This window comes from Herbidospora sakaeratensis, from assembly GCF_001570525.1.
GTDB classification, from domain to species: domain Bacteria; phylum Actinomycetota; class Actinomycetes; order Streptosporangiales; family Streptosporangiaceae; genus Herbidospora; species Herbidospora sakaeratensis.
This window is the reverse complement of sequence record NZ_BBXC01000013.1, coordinates 129,953-151,386: the sequence shown is the minus strand read 5'-3', so window position 1 is coordinate 151,386 and position 21,434 is coordinate 129,953. Positions and strand designations below refer to the sequence as shown.

21 protein-coding genes are annotated in these 21,434 nt (G+C 73.1%); 11 read left to right on the top strand and 10 right to left on the bottom strand.

Annotated features, from left to right (window positions below):
* Positions 1-7 precede the first annotated feature (7 nt).
* Genes AW271_RS21855 through AW271_RS21810 form a run of 9 tightly spaced genes read right to left on the bottom strand, consistent with a single transcriptional unit; the run spans position 8 to position 10,433 of the window.
* On the bottom strand, positions 8-439 hold the full coding sequence (locus AW271_RS21855; RefSeq protein ID WP_218008121.1) for a nuclear transport factor 2 family protein: 432 nt from the start codon (positions 437-439) through the stop codon (positions 8-10).
* Entirely contained in the window at positions 436-1,674 is a 1,239-nt protein-coding gene (locus AW271_RS21850; RefSeq protein ID WP_062339261.1) for an amidohydrolase family protein, read from the bottom strand. Before AW271_RS21850 ends, AW271_RS21855 begins: the two co-directional genes overlap by 4 nt.
* Positions 1,671-2,675, bottom strand: coding sequence for an LLM class flavin-dependent oxidoreductase (locus tag AW271_RS21845; RefSeq protein ID WP_062339260.1), 1,005 nt, complete (start codon positions 2,673-2,675; stop codon positions 1,671-1,673). The genes AW271_RS21850 and AW271_RS21845 overlap by 4 nt, the downstream gene beginning before the upstream one ends.
* Complete coding sequence (locus tag AW271_RS38680; protein ID WP_218008120.1) at positions 2,672-5,011, bottom strand: DUF885 family protein; 2,340 nt, start codon at positions 5,009-5,011, stop codon at positions 2,672-2,674. The genes AW271_RS21845 and AW271_RS38680 overlap by 4 nt, the downstream gene beginning before the upstream one ends.
* Before the next feature lie 18 nt (positions 5,012-5,029).
* Entirely contained in the window at positions 5,030-5,971 is a 942-nt protein-coding gene (locus AW271_RS21830; protein WP_062339259.1) for an ABC transporter ATP-binding protein, read from the bottom strand.
* Positions 5,968-6,942, bottom strand: coding sequence for an ABC transporter ATP-binding protein (locus AW271_RS21825; protein ID WP_062339477.1), 975 nt, complete (start codon positions 6,940-6,942; stop codon positions 5,968-5,970). The genes AW271_RS21830 and AW271_RS21825 overlap by 4 nt, the downstream gene beginning before the upstream one ends.
* A gap of 2 nt (positions 6,943-6,944) precedes the next feature.
* A complete protein-coding gene (locus AW271_RS21820; protein WP_062339258.1) occupies positions 6,945-7,781 on the bottom strand; it encodes an ABC transporter permease in 837 nt (278 codons plus the stop codon).
* Positions 7,778-8,860: an ABC transporter permease gene (locus tag AW271_RS21815; protein ID WP_083977016.1), complete on the bottom strand. Its 1,083-nt coding sequence runs from the start codon at positions 8,858-8,860 to the stop codon at positions 7,778-7,780. Before AW271_RS21815 ends, AW271_RS21820 begins: the two co-directional genes overlap by 4 nt.
* Complete coding sequence (locus AW271_RS21810) at positions 8,847-10,433, bottom strand: ABC transporter substrate-binding protein (RefSeq protein WP_062339256.1); 1,587 nt, start codon at positions 10,431-10,433, stop codon at positions 8,847-8,849. Before AW271_RS21810 ends, AW271_RS21815 begins: the two co-directional genes overlap by 14 nt.
* A 247-nt stretch (positions 10,434-10,680) precedes the next feature.
* Between AW271_RS21810 and AW271_RS21805 the strand changes: the two genes are divergently transcribed.
* The 3 genes from AW271_RS21805 to AW271_RS21795 are packed head-to-tail and all read left to right on the top strand — an operon-like array spanning position 10,681 to position 12,574.
* Positions 10,681-11,217, top strand: coding sequence for a helix-turn-helix domain-containing protein (locus AW271_RS21805; RefSeq protein WP_062339255.1), 537 nt, complete (start codon positions 10,681-10,683; stop codon positions 11,215-11,217).
* Positions 11,214-11,534, top strand: a complete 321-nt coding sequence (locus AW271_RS21800) for a TIGR04076 family protein (protein ID WP_062339254.1) — start codon at positions 11,214-11,216, stop codon at positions 11,532-11,534. Before AW271_RS21805 ends, AW271_RS21800 begins: the two co-directional genes overlap by 4 nt.
* A gap of 20 nt (positions 11,535-11,554) precedes the next feature.
* Positions 11,555-12,574, top strand: coding sequence for an LLM class flavin-dependent oxidoreductase (locus AW271_RS21795; RefSeq protein WP_062339475.1), 1,020 nt, complete (start codon positions 11,555-11,557; stop codon positions 12,572-12,574).
* Here AW271_RS21795 and AW271_RS21790 read toward each other — a convergent pair.
* Positions 12,546-12,995: an Lrp/AsnC family transcriptional regulator gene (locus AW271_RS21790; RefSeq protein ID WP_062339253.1), complete on the bottom strand. Its 450-nt coding sequence runs from the start codon at positions 12,993-12,995 to the stop codon at positions 12,546-12,548. The two genes, AW271_RS21795 and AW271_RS21790, sit on opposite strands and share 29 nt — an antisense overlap.
* A 120-nt stretch (positions 12,996-13,115) precedes the next feature.
* Here AW271_RS21790 and AW271_RS21785 point away from each other — a divergent pair, with 120 nt between their 5' ends.
* From AW271_RS21785 to AW271_RS21750, 8 genes are read left to right on the top strand one after another with little or no spacing between them, the layout of a single operon-like run.
* On the top strand, positions 13,116-13,973 hold the full coding sequence (locus AW271_RS21785) for a tryptophan 2,3-dioxygenase (protein WP_062339252.1): 858 nt from the start codon (positions 13,116-13,118) through the stop codon (positions 13,971-13,973).
* Between the two features lie 13 nt (positions 13,974-13,986).
* On the top strand, positions 13,987-15,222 hold the full coding sequence (kynU, locus tag AW271_RS21780) for a kynureninase (RefSeq protein ID WP_062339251.1): 1,236 nt from the start codon (positions 13,987-13,989) through the stop codon (positions 15,220-15,222).
* Complete coding sequence (locus AW271_RS21775) at positions 15,219-16,544, top strand: FAD-dependent oxidoreductase (protein WP_062339250.1); 1,326 nt, start codon at positions 15,219-15,221, stop codon at positions 16,542-16,544. Before kynU ends, AW271_RS21775 begins: the two co-directional genes overlap by 4 nt.
* Positions 16,541-18,034: a 2-hydroxymuconic semialdehyde dehydrogenase gene (locus AW271_RS21770; protein ID WP_245653151.1), complete on the top strand. Its 1,494-nt coding sequence runs from the start codon at positions 16,541-16,543 to the stop codon at positions 18,032-18,034. Before AW271_RS21775 ends, AW271_RS21770 begins: the two co-directional genes overlap by 4 nt.
* A complete protein-coding gene (locus tag AW271_RS21765) occupies positions 18,031-18,819 on the top strand; it encodes a 2-keto-4-pentenoate hydratase (RefSeq protein ID WP_062339249.1) in 789 nt (262 codons plus the stop codon). The genes AW271_RS21770 and AW271_RS21765 overlap by 4 nt, the downstream gene beginning before the upstream one ends.
* Positions 18,816-19,691: an acetaldehyde dehydrogenase (acetylating) gene (locus AW271_RS21760; RefSeq protein ID WP_062339248.1), complete on the top strand. Its 876-nt coding sequence runs from the start codon at positions 18,816-18,818 to the stop codon at positions 19,689-19,691. Before AW271_RS21765 ends, AW271_RS21760 begins: the two co-directional genes overlap by 4 nt.
* Entirely contained in the window at positions 19,688-20,695 is a 1,008-nt protein-coding gene (dmpG, locus tag AW271_RS21755; protein WP_062339247.1) for a 4-hydroxy-2-oxovalerate aldolase, read from the top strand. The genes AW271_RS21760 and dmpG overlap by 4 nt, the downstream gene beginning before the upstream one ends.
* Positions 20,692-21,417 carry a 2-keto-4-pentenoate hydratase gene (locus tag AW271_RS21750; RefSeq protein WP_062339246.1) on the top strand — a complete coding sequence of 242 codons (726 nt, stop codon included), beginning with the start codon at positions 20,692-20,694 and terminating at the stop codon, positions 21,415-21,417. Before dmpG ends, AW271_RS21750 begins: the two co-directional genes overlap by 4 nt.
* Positions 21,418-21,434 lie beyond the last annotated feature (17 nt).

Below are 21,434 nucleotides of genomic sequence, written 5' to 3'. Positions count from 1 at the left end.
TCCCAGGTCACGACATGATCACGTACGGATCGTCGCGGACGAGCTCCGCGTGGTGGTGCACGATGGCCCAGCCCGTCGCCGAGCGGCGCAGCACGTCGGTGACCCGGGTGTGCTCCGGCGGGCCGCCCGGCGCGACCGCGACGAGCACGTACCGGGCCACGGCGGTGTCGCCCCACACGTCCACGCGCATCTCCCTGGCGCTCAGCGAGTCGAGCGACGGGCGTGCTCCGGCGGCGTCCCGCTCGGCGCGGTAGGCGTCGAGTTCGGCGCGGGTGCGCAGCGGGCCGGGCAGGTGGCTCTCCCAGGTGGTCACGTCGGGGTGGAGGTGGCTGTCGAAGCGGGTGCGGTCGCCCGCCAGGAAGGCGTCGTACATGTCGTCGATGGCGGCCGCGACGTCGGCGGCGGCGGTGCCGCGGGTGGCGGCGTCGAAGCCGGTCACCGGGCGGCCCGTCCGGTGCGGTCGTCGCGGACGATCTCGCCGCCGGACATCACCCAGCGCACGCCGCGGAACGCCGAGGCCGACTCCAGCGGGTCGGCGTCCATGGCGACGAGGTCGGCGTACCTGCCGGGCTCGACGGTGCCGAGATCGGCCTCGGCGCCGAGCCAGCGGATCGGGCCGAGGGTGCCGGCGTGGAGGGCGCGGGCGGGGCCGAGGCCGGCGTCCGACATGTGCTCCAGCTCGCGGACGGTGGCGTTGGTGCCCTCGAAGTCCCAGAAGGGGGGCATGTCGCTGCCGAGCAGCACGTCCACGCCCGCCGCCAGCGCCATCGCGTAGCTCTCCAGGTGGCGGGGGCCCGCGCCGAGCGAACGCCGCTGCATCCACTCGGGCACGCCGAGTTCGTCGAAGAACGCCTTGCAGCGGGTGACCAGCAGGGTCGGCACCAGAGCGGTGCCCCTGGCGGCCATCGCGGCGACCACCTCGGGGGTGAGCTGGTAGCCGTGCTCGACGCAGTCGAGGCCGAGTTCCACGGCCTCGGCGATCACCGGGGCGGGGCCCGCGTGGGCGGTGACCTTGCGGCCCCAGGCGTGCGCGGTCTCGATGACGGCGGCCAGTTCGTCGGCGAAGAGCTGGCGGGTGTCGATGTCCTCGTGCTCGCCCGCGATGCCGCCGGAGATCATCACCTTGATCAGGTCGGCCCCGGCCTTGACCTGGCTGCGCACCCCCCGGCGGAAGCCGTCGGGGCCGTCGCACTCCAGGGTGTCCGTGCCCTCGTGGCCGTGGCCTCCGGTGGAGACCAGCGCCCGTCCGGCCGTGAAGAGGCGCGGGCCGGTCGCGCGGCCCGCGGTGATGGCGCGGCGCAGCGCGAAGTCGGCGTGGTCCTTCTCGGCGACGCAGCGGACGGTGGTGACCCCGCACATGAGGGTGCGGCGGGCGCCGTCGGCCATGTAGAAGGCCAGGTCGTGGGGGCTCAGGCCCTTGACCGCGTCGCCGCCCTGGCCGGGCAGCGACAGGGACAGGTGGGTGTGCATGTTGACCAGGCCGGGCGTCACGAACGCGCCGCCGAGGTCGACGCGCGGGTGGTCCCGCCCGGCCTCGGCCAGGACGTCGGCGGCGGGGCCGACGGCGGCGATGCGGTCGCCGCGCACCCAGACCCCCGCGTCGCGCAGGGGGGCGACGCCGTCGAGCACGCGGGCGTCGACCACCGTGCAGCCGGTCAGCACGGTCGAGTTCATGAAGGGCTGTTCCTTTCCGACAACTCGGGCAGCACCTCGCTGCCGAGCTTCTCGACGGCCTCCCGCAGGTCGGGGCCGAGCGGGGGCCCGAACGACAGGTGGGTGGCGCCCGCCGCGCGCAGCGCCCGGCAGCGTTCGACCACGTCGGCCGTGCCGCCGGTGATGCCGAGCGACAACATGCGGTCGTCGACCAGCCGCGCGGCGGCGTCCAGGCCCTCACGCTCCAGCACGGCCGTGATCGGGGCGAAGTCGTCGACCGCCAGCCCGGCCCGGCTGAGCAGGTACGGCGCGAACGACGGCCCGTAATAGGCGATCTTGGCGGCCATGGCGAGCCGGGCCTGTTCGTCGTCGTCCCCGGTGGAGACCCAGAAGCAGGCCGGGATGTCCAGGTCGTCGACGGAGCGCCCGGCCTCCTCGGCGCCCTTCGCGACCTCGGACCGCGCGGTGGTGAAGTGTTCGGGCGGATAGAGCAGCGGCAGCACGCCGTCGGCGAGCCGCCCGGCCATCTGGAGCATCTTGGGGCTCATCGCGCCGACGTACACGGGCACCGGGTCGCCCGGCGGCAGGCGCAGCTCCGACAGCGGGCCGAACCACGCGGGCAGCTCGCCCCTGACCTCCTCCGCGCCGAGCAGGGCGCGCAGCACGGTGACCGCCTCGGCGGTGCGCGACAGCGGACGCGGGCGCTCGATCCCGGCCCAGCCGAGGAACTCGGCCGACCCGGCGGCCACCCCGAGCAGGAACCGGCCGCCGGTGGCCTCGCGCATGGTGGCGGCCATCATCGCGATCTCCGAGACGTGCACGGAGTAGGGGTTCATGATGCCGACGCCGAGCTTGATGCGCTCGGTCTTGGCGGCCAGCACGCCGAGCAGCACCGGGGCCGAGCGCAGGAACAGGTCGTTGGAGACCCACAGCTGGTCGAAGCCGTGCTTCTCGGCCCGCCGCGCCAGGTCGACCAGGGTCGGCAGGTCGAGGTCGTTGTTGACCCGCAGCGAGAACGTCATGCCCGGACCGCCTTCGCGTCGATCTCGACCTCGACCAGGAAACCCGCGCCGATGAGGGCGTTGACGACGTAGGTGCTGTTGGCGGGGGCCACGTCGCCGAGCACCTCGGCGTGGGCCCGCGCGGCCTGCTCCCAGTCGGCCTCGGGGGTGAGCAGCAGCCGGGTGCGGAACACGGTCTCCCGTGAACCGCCCAGCGCCTCCACCGCCGCGATCCCCCGCCGCAGGGCGTCGAGGGTCTGGGCGTAGGCGTCCGGGCCGTCGGCCGTGGTGCCGCTCACCGCGATGAGGTCGCCCTCGCGGGCGGCGCGGGAGTAGCCGGCCTGCTCCTCCCAGCCCGAGCCGTCCTTGATCCGGGTGAGCGACGGGACCGCGCCCTGCGCCGGGTCGGTGTACTCCTCGATCCGGGTGACCCGGCCGCCGCGCACCTCGACGCGCATCATCGCGTCGACGGCCATCTCGGTGCCCCCTTCGCGGTCGCGGCCCCGGTAGACGCAGCGCTGCACGTAGCCGCCCGGCACCGGGTCGACGCGCACGTCGGTGGCGTGGAAACCCTCGATGCCGGCGTCGATGAGGCGGATCGCGTCGAGGCTCTCGACCTTGTCCCGGTCGACGCCGTCGTAGTTGTGCCAGACGCGGATGTCGTCGGCGTACAGGCGGTCGAGGCGGGCGACGTCGCCGGAGGTGATGGCGTCCAGCAGCTCGGCCGCGAAGGCGCGCATGTCACCGGCCAGCGCGTCGGCCTTCTCCAGTTCGCCCGCGTCGCCCAGCAGGTCCAGGCGCCGCACGGCCAGCGGGACGTTGCCGTCGGCCCAGAGCGCGTCGTGGAAGGCGCGCAGGTCGAAGCCGTCGCGGTCGCGGCGGGCGGCGTCGGCCAGCAGGCGGGTCACCTGTGCCTTCCCGACCTGGTACGACAACCCCTGGCCCGGCGTCGCCGCGAAGAAGGCGGCCTCCTCGCGGGCGGTCTCCAGGTCGACCGGCACGAGTTCATGCAGCATGCGGGCCGCGCCGTCGATGTCGATCTCGCCGAGCGCCAGGCGCACGTCGACCTCGACCCGGATCGCGCGCAGCCGCATGAAGTTGTAGACGATGGCCCGGCTGAGCGGCGCGTCCTCGAAGAGGCCGGCCTGGAGCATCATCTCCTCGTTGTAGAAGGCGATGCCCTCGTTGGGCACGGAGTCGTAGAACCGGCGGTGGGCCGGATCGGGGTGCCGCCAGGTCAGCGCGAGCTGCTGGTAGTGCACGCCCTCGTGGATGATCCCGGCGCGGGGGTCGGCCGCGTTGGCCCGGTAGAAGTAGGGCAGGTCGGGGCCCGGCGCCGGGACGTAGCTGACGCCGTCCTGGTCGAGCCGGTGCTCGTCGGTGAGGTCGTCGCTGACGCCCAGCCAGCGCAGCGGCTCCAGGTAGTCGGGCCGGGGCAGGTTCCGGTAGTGCCGCAGCTCCGGGGGTTGCGACAGCAGGCCGCGCTCCTCGTAGAAGGCGCGCACCTCCAGCTCGGCGGCCCGTTCGGCCGCGCTCTGGGCTTCGGCGCTCTCCGGGGGCGGCGGCCACTCGGGCGGGCCCGACCTGGCCCGCTCGAACAGCTCGAACGCCTCGGCCCGGTCGCGCTCCTGGGCGGCCAGGGCGAGGATCTCGGCGGTCGACCAGGGCAGCAGGGCGACCCGGTGCAGGAAGAAGCCGAACGCCTCCGCGCCGACGGGCCGGTGCGGGGCCAAGCCCGGCAGCCGCCCGGTCAGCCAGGCCCGCCACTCGGCGAGCGCCTCCGCCGCCGCGTCGGCCGCCTTCGCGGCGGCGTCGCGGGCGGCCGGGTCGAGGTGCGGCAGCAGCAGCCCGACGGCGGTCCGGAGCTGGTCGTCCACCTCGCGGCTGTCGGCCAGGGCGAGTTCGGCGAACTCGCGGGTCGCGGCGCCGTCGAGGTTGTCCCGGGCGGTGTCGAGGGTGCCGGGGATCCAGCGCAGCCGCTCGACCAGGTCGGCGCTGCGGGCCGCGTCGAAGGGGCCGGGCGGCAGCAGCGCGTCGTAGACGTGGCCGACGGTCTGGTCGAGGTAGAACCAGGGGTCGCGCCGCCAGCTCCGCACGACGTCGAGCTCCCACCGCACCCGCGCGGTCGCCGAGGCGAGCAGCCGGCGCGGGACCTCCACCGCCGGGTCGTCCGACGGCGCGACGGCCGCCAGGTCGTCCTCGATCCCGGCCAGGAAACGCCGGTCCTCCTCGACCGTGAGGGCGTCCCACTCCGGCCGCCACCCGGCGGGCCGGACCACCCGGGGGATGTCGTCGCGGGTCCGCGGCGTGGTGGCCAGCCGCCAGGCCCAGAACCGCTCGGTCAGCTCCGCGAGCACGTCATGTCCTTCCATTGGTCACTTCGCCAGGACGCAGGCGGCCGACCGGCCGTCGCGCAGGATCGCCAGCGGCGGGTCGTCGTGCGCGCACGACGCCAGCGCCACCGGGCAACGCGGATGGAACCGGCACCCGCCGGGCGGCCGCGACGGGTCGGGCACGTCTCCCGGCAGCTCGACCGGCAGCACACCCCCGCCGTCGGCCCGGGGCACCGCCGAGATGAGCGCCTTGGTGTACGGGTGGGCGGGCTCCGACCACACCTGCCGGGTCGGCCCGACCTCGACGACCCGCCCCAGGTACATGACCGCCGTGCGGTCGGCGATCTGCCGCACCACCGACAGGTCGTGCGAGATGAACACCAGGCCCATGTCGAGCTCGCGGACCAGCTCCACCAGCAGGTTCGCCACCGACGCCTGCGCCGAGGCGTCGAGCGCGCTGATCGGCTCGTCGGCGATGATGCAGCTCGGCCCGGCCGCCAGGGTGCGGGCGATGGCGATGCGCTGGCGCTGGCCGCCGCTGAACTCGTGCGGGTACCGCTTCACCGCGTCGGCGGGGAGGCCGACGCGTTCGAGCAGTTCCCCGGCCCGGCGGCGGGCCTCCGCCTTGGACGTGCCGCCGAGCAGAAACCCGTCGCCGACCTGGTCGCCCACCAGGCGGCGGGGGTTGAGGGAGGCGTACGGATCCTGGAAGACCATCTGCAGCCCGCGCAGGGCGGCCGGGCGGCGGCGCAGCCCCAGCGGCGCGACCGGGCGGCCGTCGAAACGGATCTCCCCGGACGTGGTGCCCTGGAGCCCGACGATCGCGCGGCCCAGGGTCGACTTGCCGCAGCCCGACTCGCCGACCAGCCCGAGGATCTCGCCCCGGGCGAGGGTCAGGTCGGCGTGGTCGACGGCGCGCAGCGGCGGCGCGCCCGTCCGGTGGTATTCGACGGCGACCCCGGTCGCCTCCAGCAGCGCGCTCACGCGGCGCCTCCCAGCGGGTCGGGCGGGCAGGCCACCCGGTGATCGGTTCCGATGAGCACCGGCTCGGGGCGTTCCTCCTGGCAGGAGCCGACGGCGAACGCGCAGCGCGGGTGGAACGGGCACCCGCCGGGCACCGCGCCGAGCGACGGCGGGCTGCCCGGGATCGGCCGCAGCGTGGCCGCGCCGCCCTCCGGGTGCGGCAGCGCGTCGAGCAGGCCCCGGGTGTAGGGGTGCCGGGGACGCGTCAGCACGGTCTCGCGCGGGCCGACCTCGGCGGTGCGGCCGCCGTACATGACGCAGATGCGGTCGGCCACGGCCGACATCACGCCCAGGTCGTGGGTGATCACCACGACGGCCAGGTCGCGCTCGCGCCGCAGCCGGTCGAGCAGCCGCAGGATGCCCGCCTGCACGGTGACGTCGAGCGCGGTCGTCGGCTCGTCGGCCAGCAGCAGCCGGGGCTCGCAGGCCAGCGCCACCGCGATGGCGATGCGCTGGCGCATGCCGCCGGAGAACTGCGCCGGGTGCGCCCTCAGCGCCCGCTCCGGATCGGGGATGCGCACCGTCGACAGCAGCTCGACGGCCCGCCCGCGCGCCTCCGACCTGCCGATCCCCAGGTGGTGGCGCATGTGCTCGGTCACCTGGGTCTCGATGCTGAGCATCGGGTGCAGGCTCGTGGACGGGTCCTGCGACACCATCGCGATGTTGCGCCCGCGCACGTCGCGCAGCGCGCGCGGCTTCATGGCCAGCAGGTCGCGGCCCTCGAAGACGGCCCGGCCGCTGGTCTTGGCGGCGTGCGGCAGCAGGCCGAGCAGCGCCATCGCGGTCATCGTCTTGCCGCTGCCGCTCTCCCCCGCGATGCCGAACACCTCGCCGGAGTCGACCCGGAACGACAGGCCGTCGACGGCCTTGCGGGGGCCGTTCCTGGTGGCGAGCCACACGGTGAGGTCCTCGACCTCGAGTAGCGTTCCCACGGTCACCCCCTGATCGCACGCGCGGTGCGCGGATCGAGGGCGTCCCGCAGCGTGTCTCCGACGAAGTTGAAGGCGAGCACGACGGTGAGGATGGACAGGCCCGGATACAGCCACAACCACCACAGGTCGAAGTAGTCCATTCCCGACACGACCATGGAGCCCCACTCGGCCATGGGCGGCTGCGCGCCGAGGCCCAGGAACGACAGGCCCGACAGCAGCAGCACCGCGTTGCCGACGTCGAGCGCCGCCATGACCAGCACCGGACCGGCGACGTTCGGCCGCAGGTCCACGATCATCGTGCGGACGGACGAGGAGCCGAGCAGCCGCCCGGCGGCGACGTACTCGGCGTTCCTGGCCGACATGACCAGACCGCGCACCAGCCGCGCGTACGACGGCCACGACACCACCACGACCGCGAGCACGGCGTTGCGCAGTTCGGGGCCGAGCGCGGCGGCGACCGCCATGGCCAGGATGATGCCGGGGAAGGCGAACACCAGGTCGGCCAGCCGCATCAGGGTGCCGTCGACCCAGCCGCCGAAGAACCCGGCGACCGCGCCGACGACCGACCCGATGACCGCCGACAGCGCCACCAGCAGGAACGCCAGCGGCAGCGACACCTGCGCGCCGTAGATCACGCGGCTGAGCACGTCGCGGCCGAGCTGGTCGGTGCCGAACAGGTGCTGCGCCGAGGGTTCGAGCAGCTTGTCGGCGATCTGGTCGAGGGGGCCGTACGGCGCCAGCACGGGGGCGAGCACCGCCACGAGCACCCACAACACGACGAAGGCCGCGCCGACCAGGGCCAGGGGTTGCCGCCACGGGGTGCGGGATCCAGTCGTCATGTGAGCCTGATCCTCGGGTCGATGACCCCGTACAGCAGGTCGACGAGCAGGTTGATGAGGATGTACACGCCGGCGACGACGATGCTGACGCCCATGATGCCGGGCAGGTCGAGGTTGACGGCGCTGCGGTAGGCGTACTGGCCGACGCCGGGCCAGGAGAAGATCTTCTCCACCAGCACCGCGCCCGACAGCAGGCTGCCGAAGGCGACGCCGGCCACGGTGATGATCGCGACCATCGCGGGGCGCAGCACGTGGCGCACGATGACCACCCGTTCGGGCAGGCCCTTGGCCCGGGCCGCGCGCACGTAGTCGTTGCCGAGGATCTCCAGCACCGACGCCCGGCTGAAGCGCATCAGCATGCCGACCGTGTAGACGGCCAGCACGAGCGAGGGCAGCACCAGGTGGCCGAGCGCCGACCACATGACGTCCCACTGTCCGGCGAGGGCCGCGTCCACGGAGTAGAAGCCGGTCGTGTACGGCGGCGGGCTCAGCACCGGATCGAGCCGTCCGGTGCCCGGGAGCAGGTCGAACTTGAACGACAGCAGGTAGAAGGCGACGAGCGCGACCCAGAAGGTGGGCATGGACACCCCGCCCAGGCTGACCACCCGGAGCAGCTGGTCGGGCCAGCGGTCGCGGTTGACGGCCGCCACGACGCCGAGGGCGACGCCGACCACCAGCGACAGCACGATCGCGAACAGCGCGAGCTCGATGGTGGCGGGCACGAACTCGGCCAGGTCCTCCGCCACCGGGCGGTGGCTCTGCTGCGAGACGCCCAGGTTCCCCTGGAACACGTTGCCGATGTACGTCAGGTACTGCACCGGGACGGGCTGGTCCAGCCCGTACTTGGCGCGGAACGCGGCCACCGCGGCCGGGTCGTCGACCGCCGACTGCCCCAGGTTGGCGGCGGCGGGATCGCCCGGGACCAGCTGGGTCAGGGTGAAGGCCACGAGTGTGATGCCGACGCACAGCAGCAGGGCGGCCGCCAGCCGCCGGACGAGGAACCGCAGCAGCACCCCGCCGGGGCGGGCCGGACGCCGGCCCGCCCCGGGGGTACCGCTTTTCGGCTTAGCCGAGCTCACGGACGTTGACCAGCCAGAGGGCGTTGGACTGGAGGTTCTGCACCGACTTGGCGCCGACCAGGATCTGGGCCGGCTGGATCAGCGGCATGATCGGGCCGGCCTCGTTCATCTTGTGCTGGATGTCGACGTACAGCGCCGAGCGGGCGGCGTCGTCGACGGTGGTGCGGGCCTTGCCGCCGAGCTCCTCCAGGTCGGGGGCGGCGCCCTCGGCCCATCCGGCGCGCAGGCCCACGGTCTGGCCCGGCAGGAAGTTGAGGTAGTTGCTGGGGTCGGGGAAGTCCGGGCCCCACTGCCACAGGCCCATTTCCTCGGTGCCGCCGCGGTAGGACTCCAGCGCGGTCTGCACCGACGCCGGGGCCAGCTCCACGTTGATGCCGACCTCCTTGAGGTTGGCCTGCACGCGGGCGGCGAGGTCGCCGAAGTTGAGCCCGTTGACCTGCACGTCGCTCGGGTAGTTCAGCTTGACGGTCGGGTTCTGCAGGCCCGACTCGGCCAGCGCGGCCTTGGCCTTGGCGACGTCGCGCTTGATCCCGTCGGCGGCCGGGAGCGCGCCGAGGAAGAGCGACGGGACGATGCCGGGCGCCTGCACGGCTCCCTCACCGGCCAGGTCGACGAGTCCCTGGTAGTCGACGCCGTAGCGCACGGCCTCCTGGAACTTCGGGTTCGAGGAGATCTTGGAGATCTCCGGGTTGTCGTTGGCGAACAGGAAGAACACGTTCGGCGAGGCGCCGTTGACGACCTGGAGGTCGCCCATGTTCTTGGCCTGCTCGGGCGACAGGTCCACCGCGATCTGCGACTCGCCCTTCTGCACGTTGAGCCGCTGCACGTTGGCCTGCGTGTTGCGCACGACGACCCGGGAGTACACGGGCTTGGGGCCCCAGTAGTTCTCGTTCAGCTTCAGCACGACCTGCGAGGTGGTGCTGTAGCTCTCCAGGACGTACGGGCCGCTGCCCTGCGACTGCTTGTTGAAGAACGCCTCGGCGGTGTCGGTCTTGTCGGCGTCCTCGGCGTCCGTGGCGCCGTTCTTCTTGGCCACCGCCGAGTTGACGATCCCCAGCGCGGGGTTGGGCAGGATGAACGGGATGGCGGTGTTCGGCTCCTCGCTGGCGATCACGACGGTGGTCGCGTCGGGCGCGGTGACCGTGAGGCCCGCCATCAGGAACGACGGGTTGCCCTTGACGTTCTTCACGCGGTTGAGCGAGAAGGCGACGTCGGCCGAGGTGACCGGGGTGCCGTCGGAGAACTTCGCGTCCGTGCGCAGCTTGAACGTGAAGGTCTTGGCGTCGTCGGAGGCGGTGAACGACTCGGCGAGCGCCGGGACCGGCTTGGTCACGTCGCTGCCCTTGAAGGTGAGCAGCGTGTCGTAGATCGTCTGGTCGATCAGCAGCCCCGACGGCTCGTACATGCGGGCCGGGTCGGTGGTCTTGAGCTGGAACGCGGTGTCGATGACGAGCGTCTTGCCGCCCTGCCCGCCGGGCGAGGACGGGCCGGCGGCGTTGCCGCCGCCGCAGGCGGTGAGCAGGCTCAGCGCCACTGCGGCGGTGAGCGCACCGGCAGACCGGCGGATCTTCATGAGGGACTCCAAGGCCGGGCTACGGGGGCCCGCTCAGACATATGGGGCGATGTCATGACTCTCGTGCAGCCTTACTGCACGTTGACCGGGCACGCTAGGCCGTGGGCAGGGACCACGTCAAGACCCGTCACCGCTGATCACCTGCTCACGACTGTCTGTTGACGGCGAACATCGGCACCCTTACGGTGCTGCCCACGCGTGTAGTTAACCTGCACGTGACACTGCGATGGTAGGAAGGACGGCGCGGGTGATCGGAGATCGCTTGCACGAGCTGCGCACCGAACGGGGGATGAGCCTGCGGGCCCTGGCCGAGCAGGCCGGCGTCTCCCCCACGTTGCTCAGTCAGATCGAGCGGGGCGTCACCGAGCCCAGCCTGTCGACCCTGCGCCGCCTGGCGGGGGTGTTCGGCGCGTCCATCGCCTCGTTGTTCGAGGACCCGGCCGCGCCCGCGGTGTGGATCAGCCGGCCCGGTGAGCGCTCCACCCTCGGCGCGCCCAACGGCCAGATCCGCTACGAGCGGCTGACCCCCGGCAACGGGCAGCTCGAAGTGCTGCACGCCGTGCTGGCCCCCGGCGAGGTCTCCAGCGACGAGTTGTGGAGCCACCCGTCCCTGGAGTGCGTGTACGTGGTCTCCGGCATGCTGACCGTCCAGGTCGAGCGGTCGGTCTACACCGTCGCCGCCGGCGAGAGCCTGACGCTCGACTCCAACCGCCCCCACCGCTACCTGAATGACTCTGCGACCAATACGGAGATCGTTTTGGCCATAAACCCCCCGACACCATGAGCGAACCCGACATGGAGCTCTACGACCTCCGGGTCACCGTCGAACGCATCGAGGGCCGGTCGGTCTGCGGCATGAACGTCGGCGACCACTTCGACCTGACCAACAGCGCCCACCTGAGGCTGCCCGACGGCCAGCACTTCTGCGTGTACGCCCTGGCCTCCGTGTTGCCCTTCCTCGCGGCCAAGCAGCGCGACCTGGCGGCGGGCGACTGGCTGGCCCAGGACACCCAGTTCGCCTGCCCCGACCCGGAGGAACGCCTGGTCATGCAGGTCTCGCGCACCTGCCGGCGGCGGATGAACTCGGCCGACCTGACGTGAGCCCGCTCATGGACCCGCTCATGGACAGGGTGGAGATCGGGCTCGGCCTGCAGAGCGACAAGGGCGCGGGCGACTACGCCGAACTGGCGCGCAGCGCCGAGGAGCACGGCTTCGACGTGCTGACCGTCTTCGGCGACCTGATGTTCCAGCCGCCGATCTTCCCGCTGCTGGAGATGGCGGCGGCCACCGAGCGGGTGCGCCTGGGCGTGGCCTGCCTCAACCCCTACTCCCTGGCCCCCTACGAGATCGCCGGCCAGATCGCCGCGCTCGACCTGGCCTCGAAGGGCCGGGCCTACCTCGGCCTGGCGCGAGGCACCTGGCTGGGCGCGGTCGGCATCGAGCAGTCGCGCCCGCTGACCACCCTGGAGGAGTCGGCGCAGGTCGTCTACCGGCTGCTGCGCGGCGACGCCGCCGGTTACGAGGGCCGGGTGTTCCGGCTGGCCCCGGGCACCACGCTGCGCTACCCGGTGCACCGCCCCGACCCGCCGCTGCTGCTCGGCGCGTGGGGCGCGAAGGGCGCGGCGCTGGCCGGGCGCATCGCCGACGAGATCAAGGTGGGCGGCAGCGCCAACCCGGCGATGGTGAAGGTGATCCGCGAGCGGCTGCGGCCGGGCGCGGAGGCCGCCGGACGCGCGGCCGAGGACGTCGGGATCGTGCTCGGCGCGGTCACCGTCGTCGACTCCGACGGCGCGGCGGCGCGGGCCCGGGCGCGGGCGGAGGTGGCCATGTACCTGGCGGTCGTGGCCGAGCTCGACCCCACCCTGGAGATCCCGGCCGACCTGGTGGCCCGGGTGAAGGAGCTGGTCGACGCCGAGCGGCACGCGGAGGCGGGCCGGCTCATCCCCGGCGACCTGCTCGACCTGTTCGCGTTCGCGGGCACCCCCGACCAGGTCGCCGCGCAGGCCCAGGCGCTGATCGACGCGGGGGTGCGCCGGGTCGAGTTCGGCACCCCCCACGGGCTGAGCGACCGGCGCGGGGTGGAACTGCTGGGCTCGGCGGTGCTGCCCGCTCTCAGGCGGGAGAGGTTCGGGGCGGCGTGACCGAGTGCCACGCGAGCGGGGTCGACAACACCATCGTGCTCGACGGCTGGCCGTAGGGCGCGAGCCGGTCGATGACGTGCTCGAAGGCGTCCATCGTCTCGGCGGCGACCTTGAGGATGCAGCAGGCGTCGCCGGTGATGCGGTGGATCTCCAGCACCTCGGGCCACTCGGCCACCGACGGGTCGCGCAACATGCAGCGGGGGCCGTAGCAGGACATCCGGATGATCGCCATCACCGGCCAGCCGGTCCGGGCCAGGTCGACCCGGGCGTGGTAGCCGGAGATGACGCCGGTCTCCTCCAGCCGCCGCACCCGTTCGGCCACGGCGGGCGGCGACAGGTGGACCCGGCGGGACAACTCGCTGAAGGACAACCGCGCGTCGACCTGCAACTCGCGCAGCAGCGCCCAATCCATATCGTCCATGGCGACCTTCGGTTCTTTAAGCGGTTGAGCGGTTTGGCCGTGAAACAACAGGCCAGGGGCGCATCGTACCGTTAAGTGCTTCTTCTCGGTATATGACCGTTTGGTGGAGCATGAGGTCTTGTGGAGAGCACGAACAGCACCCGCGCGGCCAGGGCCGCCGCCAACGGCGGGAACCCCACCCTGGAGTTCGCCGACGGCCTGCCCTACGACGTGTACGTGCACGCCGACACCCTGCACTCGCTCCAGCAGACCATCAGCAAGGACCCCGGCGAGATGTCCTTCCTCATGGTCAGCCAGATCATGGAGCTCTATTTCGGCCTGACCTGCTTCGAACTGCGTGAGGCCCAGCGGCTGCTGCGCGACGACGACGTCTGGGGCGCGCTGGCCCCGCTGAAGCGGGCCACCCTCGACATCGAGGGCCTGAACGCCGCCTGGCGCGGGCTCGACTGGATGACCCCGGCCGACTTCAACCGCTTCCGCGACCAGCTGGGCGAGGCGTCGGGCTTCCAGTCGGCCATGTACCGGCACCTGGAGTTCCTCCTCGGCCTGCGCAGCGCGTCGTTGTTGCGGCCCTTCCACCGCCAGCCCGAGGTGTACGCCGCCCTCCAGGAGACCCTGCGCAACCCCAGCCTGTGGGACGACGTGATCGCGGCGCTGGCCCGGCAGGGCTTCGACATCCCCGGTGACCTGCTCGACCGTGACGTGACCGTCGAGCACGAGGGCCATCCGGCCGTCGAGGCCGCCTGGGTCGAGATCTACCGGGAGAACACCCCCGGCAACCACCTCTGGTCGCTCGGTGAGGCGCTCACCGGCCTCGCCGACGGCTTCGGCGACTGGCGCTGGCAGCACCTCAAGGCGGTGCAGCGGACCATGGGCGAGAAGGCCGGCAGCGGCGGCTCGGCCGGGGCCAACTGGCTGCGCCGCAGCATGGCCCGCGTGGTCTTCCCCGAACTCTGGTCCGCCAGGACCCTCGTCTGAGCGGAGTACGACGATGTTCACCGAGGCCGACGCCCTCGAACGCGACCTGGCCGACCCGGGCCACCGCGACCTCTTCCACGTCCCCCCGGCCGACGGCGGCCGCTACGCCGAGGCCGCCTACCTGGCCGGCAACTCCCTGGGCCTGCAGCCCCGGGCGACCCGGGGCGACCTGCTCGACGACCTGGACGCCTGGGCCCGGCTCGGCGTCGAGGGCCATCTCGACGCGGCCCGCCCGTGGTTGCCCTACCACGAGCTCCTCACCGGCACGGCGGCCCGGCTGGTCGGCGCGCTGCCGCAGGAGACCGTGGTGATGAACTCGCTGACGGTCAACCTGCACCTGCTGATGGTGTCCTTCTACCGGCCCGCCGGCGCCCGGACGAAGATCGTCATCGAGGACACCGCCTTCCCGTCCGACGGTTACGCGGTCCGCAGCCAGGCCCGCTTCCACGATCTGGACCCCGACGCGACGGTGGTCCGGCTCGACCCCGCCGACGTGCTCGGCTACCTCGCCCGCGAGGGCCACGAGGTCGCCCTGGTGCTGCTCGGCGGGGTCAACTACCTCACCGGCGAGCTCATGGACATCCCGGCGATCACCCGCGCGGGCCACGAGGCGGGCGCGCTGGTCGGCTGGGATCTGGCGCACGCCGCCGGGAACGTCCCGCTGGAGCTGCACGAATGGGGGCCCGACTTCGCCGCGTGGTGCTCGTACAAGTACCTGAACGCGGGGCCGGGCGCGCTCGGCGGCGTGTTCGTGCACGAGCGGCACCTCGGCGACCCGGCCGTGCGGCGGTTCGAGGGCTGGTGGAGCACCGAAGCGGCCACCCGCTTCGAGATGGCGCCGGTCTCCCGTCCCCCGGCGACGGCCGACGCCTGGCAGATCTCCAACCCGCCGATCTACGCCATGGGCCCGGTCCGCACCTCCCTGGAGATCTTCGACCGCGTCGGCATGACCGCGCTCCGGGCCCGGAGCCGTCGCCTCACCGGCTACCTGGAATCGCTGCTCGACGAGCTCCCGATCACCGTGGTCACCCCGCGCGACCCCGATCGGAGGGGCAGCCAGCTCTCCCTGCGGATCGGCGGCGGCAGCGCCCACGAGCTGGCCAAACGGCTGCGTTTCGAGTTCGGCGTGATCACCGACGCCCGGGAGCCCGACATCGTCCGGGCCGCGCCGGTCCCCCTGTACTGCACCTACCACGACTGCTGGCGGCTGGCCGACGCCCTCGCCCACGTCATCGAGGAGGCCCGATGAGCGACCCGGACGAGATCGCGGTGGTCGGCGCCGGCCTGGCCGGCTGCCTGCTCGCCTGTTTCCTGGCCCGGCGCGGCCTGCGGGTCGCCCTGTACGAACGGCGTCCCGACCCCAGGACCGGCGCGGTCGAGCGGGGCCGGTCGATCAACCTCGCCCTGTCGGAGCGCGGCCTCGACGCGCTGCGCCGCGTCGGCCTCGACAAGCAGGTCATGGCCGACGCGCTGCCGATGCGCGGCCGGGTCATCCACCCGGTGCGGGGCGAGCTCGACTTCCAGCCCTACAGCCACGACGGGCAGCGCGCGATCAACTCGATCAGCCGCTCGGCCCTCAACAACGCCCTGCTCACCGCGGCGGCCGGCCAGCCGGGCGTGCGCATCGCCTTCGACCACCGGCTGACCGGCCTCGACCCGCGCACGGGCGAGATGACGTACGAGACCCCCGGCGGCGTCGTCCACACGAAGGCGGCCGTGGTGCTCGGGGCCGACGGCGCGGGGTCGGCGGTGCGGGCCCAGCTGCTCGCGCACGCCGGGCTGACCGAGAGCCTCGACTTCCTCGACTACGGCTACAAGGAGCTGCGCATCCCGCCCCGGAACGGCGAGTTCGCGCTGGCCCCGGACGCCCTGCACATCTGGCCGCGCGGCACCTCCATGATGATCGCGCTGCCCAACCCCGACCGGTCGTTCACCTGCACCCTGTTCTGGCCCACCAGCGGCACCGCGAGCTTCGCCTCGATCGGCAGCCCGGCGGCGATCGAACGCCACTTCGCCGAGCACTACCCCGACCTGATCGAGCTGGCCCCCACCCTCGTCGAGGACTACCGCCACAACCCCGTCGGCCCGCTCGGCACGGTGCGCTGCACCCCCTGGCACATCGGCGGCGCCGCCGCCCTGATCGGCGACGCCGCCCACGCGATCGTGCCCTTCTACGGCCAGGGCGCCAACTGCGCCTTCGAGGACGTCGTCGAACTCGACCGCTGCCTGGAGGAGACCGGCGGCGACTGGGCCCGCGCGCTGCCCCTCTACGAGGAGCGGCGCAGGGACAACACCGAGGCCATCGCCCGGATGGCCCTGGCCAACTTCGTCGAGATGCGCGACAAGGTCGCCTCCCCCGTCTTCCAGCTCCAGAAGAAGGTGGAGCACGCGCTGGAGCGGGCCCTGCCCGGCCGTTACGTCTCCCGCTACGAGCTGGTCTCCTTCTCGACCGTCCCCTACGCCCAGGTGTGGCGGCGGGTCCGCCGTCAGCACCGGGTGCTCGGCGCGGCCGTCGGGGCCGGGGCGCTGCTCATCGGCGGCGCGATCCTGAGAGGGAGGCGGAACGCATGACCCTGTGGACGCCGGACCTGATGTCCGGCCGCCCCGCCGGCGAACCGGGGCTGCTGCGCAACTTCGTCGACGGCCGGTTCGTCCCGGACGGGAAGCCGTTCGCCAAGGTCAGCCCGGTCACCGGGGAGACGGTCTTCGAGGTCGCCGAAGCCGGTCGCGACACCGTCGACGCGGCCGTGCGGGCGGCCCGCCGGGCGATGCGCGGCCCGTGGGGGCGCATGGACGTGCGCGAGCGCGCCGCGCTGCTGAACGCCGTCGCCGACGAGCTCGACCGGCGCTTCGACGACCTGGTCACGGCCGAGGTCGCCGACACCGGCAAGCCGATCTCCCAGGCCCGGACGCTGGACATCCCGCGCGGCGCGGCCAACTTCCGGGCCTTCGCCGAGATCGCCGCGACGGCCCCCACCGAGTCGTTCGTCACCGGCGGCCGGGCGATCAACTACGCGGTGCGCAAGCCGGTCGGCGTGGTGGCGGTCATCGTGCCGTGGAACCTGCCGCTGCTCCTGCTGACCTGGAAGGTCGCGCCCGCGCTGGCCTGCGGGAACGCGGTGGTCGTCAAGCCGTCGGAGGAGACGCCCGCCTCGGCCACGCTGCTGGCCGAGGTGATGGCCGAGGTCGGCGTGCCCGACGGGGTGTTCAACCTCGTCCACGGCTTCGGCCCCGATTCGGCGGGCGAGTTCCTCACCACGCACCCCGGGGTCGACGCGATCACCTTCACCGGGGAGTCGGCCACCGGCAGCACGATCATGCGGGCCGCGGCCGACGGGGTGAAGGCGGTGTCGTTCGAACTGGGCGGCAAGAACGCCGGGCTGGTCTTCGCCGACGCCGACCTCGACGCCGCCGTCGAGGGCTCGGTGCGCTCCAGCTTCACCAACGGCGGCCAGGTCTGCCTGTGCACCGAACGGCTCTACGTGCAGCGGCCCGTCTTCGAGGAGTTCACCGAACGGCTCGCCCGGCGGGCCGCCGAGCAGGGTTTCGGGTGGCCGTCCGACCCGGCGACCGGCACGATGCCGCTGATCTCCCGGGGGCACCGCGACAAGGTGCTCGGCTACTACGACCTGGCCCGCGCCGAGGGCGCGACCGTGCTGGCCGGCGGCGACGTGCCGGTCTTCGGCGACGCGCGCGACGGCGGCGCGTACGTGCGGCCGACCGTGCTCACCGGCCTCGGGCCGGACGCCCGCACCAACCGGGAGGAGATTTTCGGCCCGGTCTGCCACGTCGCCCCGTTCGACGACGAGGACGAGGCGTTCGCGCTGGCCAACGACAGCGCCTACGGCCTGGCCGCGACCGTCTGGACCCGTGACGTCGGCCGCGCCCACCGGGCCGGCGCCCGCCTCGACGCCGGGATCGTCTGGGTCAACACCTGGTTCCTGCGCGACCTGCGCACCCCGTTCGGCGGGGTCAAGGCGTCGGGGGTCGGCCGGGAGGGCGGCGTACACTCACTCGCCTTCTATTCGGAGCTCACCAACGTCTGCGTGGACCTCACATGACCGACATCCAGCGGGCGGCGCAGGTCCTGCGCGACGCCTACGACACCGGCACGCCGTGCCCGCCCCTGCGCGGCGGCCTGCTGCCCGAAGGGGACGTCGCCACCGCCTACGCCGTGCAGCGGGCGCAGGTCGAGCGGTGGACCGCCGAGGGGCGGCGGCCGGTCGGCGCGAAGATCGGGCTGACCAATCCCGTCGTCCAGAAGGCCCTCGGGGTCTTCCAGCCCGACTTCGGGGTGCTGTTCGCCGACATGGCGGTGCCCGACGGCGCGGAGGTCGCCCCCGGCCGGGTGCTCCAGCCGCGCGTCGAGGCGGAGATCGCGTTCGTCCTCGGCGCCGACCTGCCGCACGAGCAGGTGACGGTCGTGGACGTCGTCCGCGCCACCGACCACCTGCTGCCGGCCATCGAGATCGTCGGCAGCAGGGTGGCGAACTGGGACATCTCCATCGTCGACACCATCGCCGACAACGCCTCCAGCGGCCTGTTCGTGCTCGGCGTCAGCCCCCGGCGGATCGCCGACGTGGACCTGCGGCTCTGCGGCGCGGTGCTCGAACACGACGGCGAGCCGGTCTCGGTCGGCGCGGGCGCGGCCTGCCTGGGCAACCCCGCGCACGCCGTGGCCTGGCTCGCCGGGACGCTCGCGACGGCGGGCCGCCCGCTGCGGGCCGGCGACGTGGTGCTCTCGGGCGCGCTCGGGCCGATGGTGCCGGTGACGCCGGGCGCGGCCTACGAGGCGCGCATCTCGGGCCTCGGCTCGGTCAGGACCTGTTTCGGAGGGGCGGCATGAGCGCCGGAGTGGCGGTGATCGGGTCGGGCAACATCGGCACCGATCTGATGATCAAGGTGCTGCGCCTATCGAAGAGCCTGCGCATGGTCGCGATGGCCGGAATCGATCCGGCCTCCGACGGCCTGGCACGCGCGCGGCGCCTGGGCGTGGCCACCACCGACAAGGGCGTCGAGGGCCTGGTCGCGCTGCCGGAGTTCGCCGGCGTCGACGTGGTCTTCGACGCCACCTCGGCCGGGGCCCACCGGCACAACGACGAGGTGCTGCGCGCACACGGCAAGATCGTCGTCGACCTCACCCCGGCCGCCGTCGGCCCCTACGTGGTGCCGCCGGTCAACCTCGACGAGCACCTCGGCGAGCGCAACGTCAACATGGTCACCTGCGGCGGCCAGGCCACCGTGCCGATCGTGGCCGCCGTGGGCAGGGTCGCCCCGGTCGTGTACGGGGAGATCGTCGCCTCGATCGCCTCCCGGTCGGCCGGGCCGGGCACCCGCGCCAACATCGACGAGTTCACCGAGACGACGTCCCGGGCGATCGAGGTGGTCGGCGGCGCCGAACGCGGCAAGGCGATCATCGTGCTGAACCCGGCGGAACCCCCGCTGCTCATGCGCGACACCGTCTACTGCCTGTGCGCCGACGGCGACCGCGCGGAGATCGCCCGCTCGGTCGCCGACATGGTCGCCTCGGTGCGGGAGTACGTGCCCGGCTACCGCCTCAAGCAGGAGGTGCAGTTCGACCCGGTGCCCACGGGTCTGCAGGTGTCGGTCTTCCTGGAGGTCTCCGGCGCGGGCCACTACCTGCCCGAATACGCCGGGAACCTGGACATCATGACCTCCGCCGCGCTGCGCACGGCCGAACGGATGGTGACCCGGTGAACCGCCTCTACGTCCAGGACGTGACCCTGCGCGACGGCATGCACGCCGTCGCCCACCGCTACACCCCCGCCCAGGTCGCCGAGATCGCCGCCGCGCTCGACGCGGCGGGCGTGGACGCGATCGAGGTCGCCCACGGCGACGGGCTGGCGGGCTCCAGCGTCAACTACGGCCACGGCGCGGCCACCGACGCCGAGTGGATCGAGGCCGCCGCCTCCGTCATGACCAGGGCCCGGCTCACCACGCTGCTGCTGCCCGGCATCGGCACCATCGCCGACCTGAAGGCCGCCCGCGACCTCGGCGTCACCAGCGTGCGCGTCGCGACGCACTGCACCGAGGCCGACATCGCAGCCCAGCACATCGCCTGGGCCAGGGACAACGGCATGGACGTGGCCGGGTTCCTGATGATGTCCCACATGGCCGACCCGGCCACCCTGGCCGGGCAGGCCAAGCTCATGGAGTCGTACGGCGCGCACTGCGTCTACGTCACCGACTCGGGCGGCCGGCTGCTCATGCGCGACGTCGCCGACCGGGTCGACGCCTACCGGCAGGTGCTCGACGAGGGCACCGAGATCGGCATCCACGCCCACCACAACCTGTCGCTCGGCGTCGCCAACAGCGTCGTCGCCGTCGAGCACGGCACCACCCGGGTCGACGCCTCGCTCGCGGGCATGGGCGCGGGGGCGGGCAACGCCCCGCTGGAGGTGTTCGCCGCCGTCGCCGACCTGCACGGCTGGCCGCACGGCTGCGACGTGTTCGCGCTGATGGACGCCGCCGACGACCTGGTCAGGCCGCTGCAGGACCGGCCCGTGCGGGTCGACCGGGAGACGCTCTCGCTCGGCTACGCCGGCGTCTACTCCAGCTTCCTGCGGCACGCCGAACGCGCCGCCGGCCGCTACGGCGTCGACGTGCGGGCCATCCTGGTCGAACTGGGCCGCCGCCGGATGGTCGGCGGCCAGGAGGACATGATCGTCGACGTGGCGCTCGACCTCGGAGGGACCCCATGATCAGCGAACTCGCCGACCGCCTCGACCGGGCGGCGCTGACGGCCACGGCCATCCCGCGCCTCGCGGCGGCGGCCGGTCTCGACCCGCCGGCGGCCTACGACGTGCAGCGGGCGCTCGTCGAACGGCGGCTGGCCCGGGGCGAGCGCCTGGCCGGCGTGAAGATGGGCCTGACCAGCCGCGCCAAGATGGCCCAGGTCGGCGTGGACGAGGTCATCTGGGGCCACCTGACCGACGGCATGCGGATCGCCGACGGCGGCGTGCTCGACCTCACGCGGCAGATCCACGCGCGGGCGGAACCGGAGGTCGCGTTCCTGGTCACCCACTCGGCCGTCGAGGCCGTCGCCCCGGCGCTGGAGGTGATCGACTCGCGCTTCGAGGGCTTCGACTTCTCGCTGCCCGACGTGATCGCCGACAACACCTCGGCGTCCGGCTTCGTCGTCGGCCCCTGGCGGCCGGTGCCCGAAGGGCTCGGCAACCTCGGCGTGCTGCTGGAGGTGAACGGCCGCGTCGTCCAGACGGGTTCGACGGCCGCCATCCTCGGCGACCCGCGCCGGGCCTTCGACGCGGCGGTCCGCCTGGCGGGGGGCCGCGGCGTGGAACTGCGCGACGGCTGGATCGTGCTGGCCGGGGCCGCCACGGCGGCGGTGCCCCTGAACCCGGGCGACCACGTGCGCGCGGTGGTTGAAAAGCTCGGCACGGCCTCGTTCAAGGCGGCGAAATGAGCGGCACGCCGATCGCG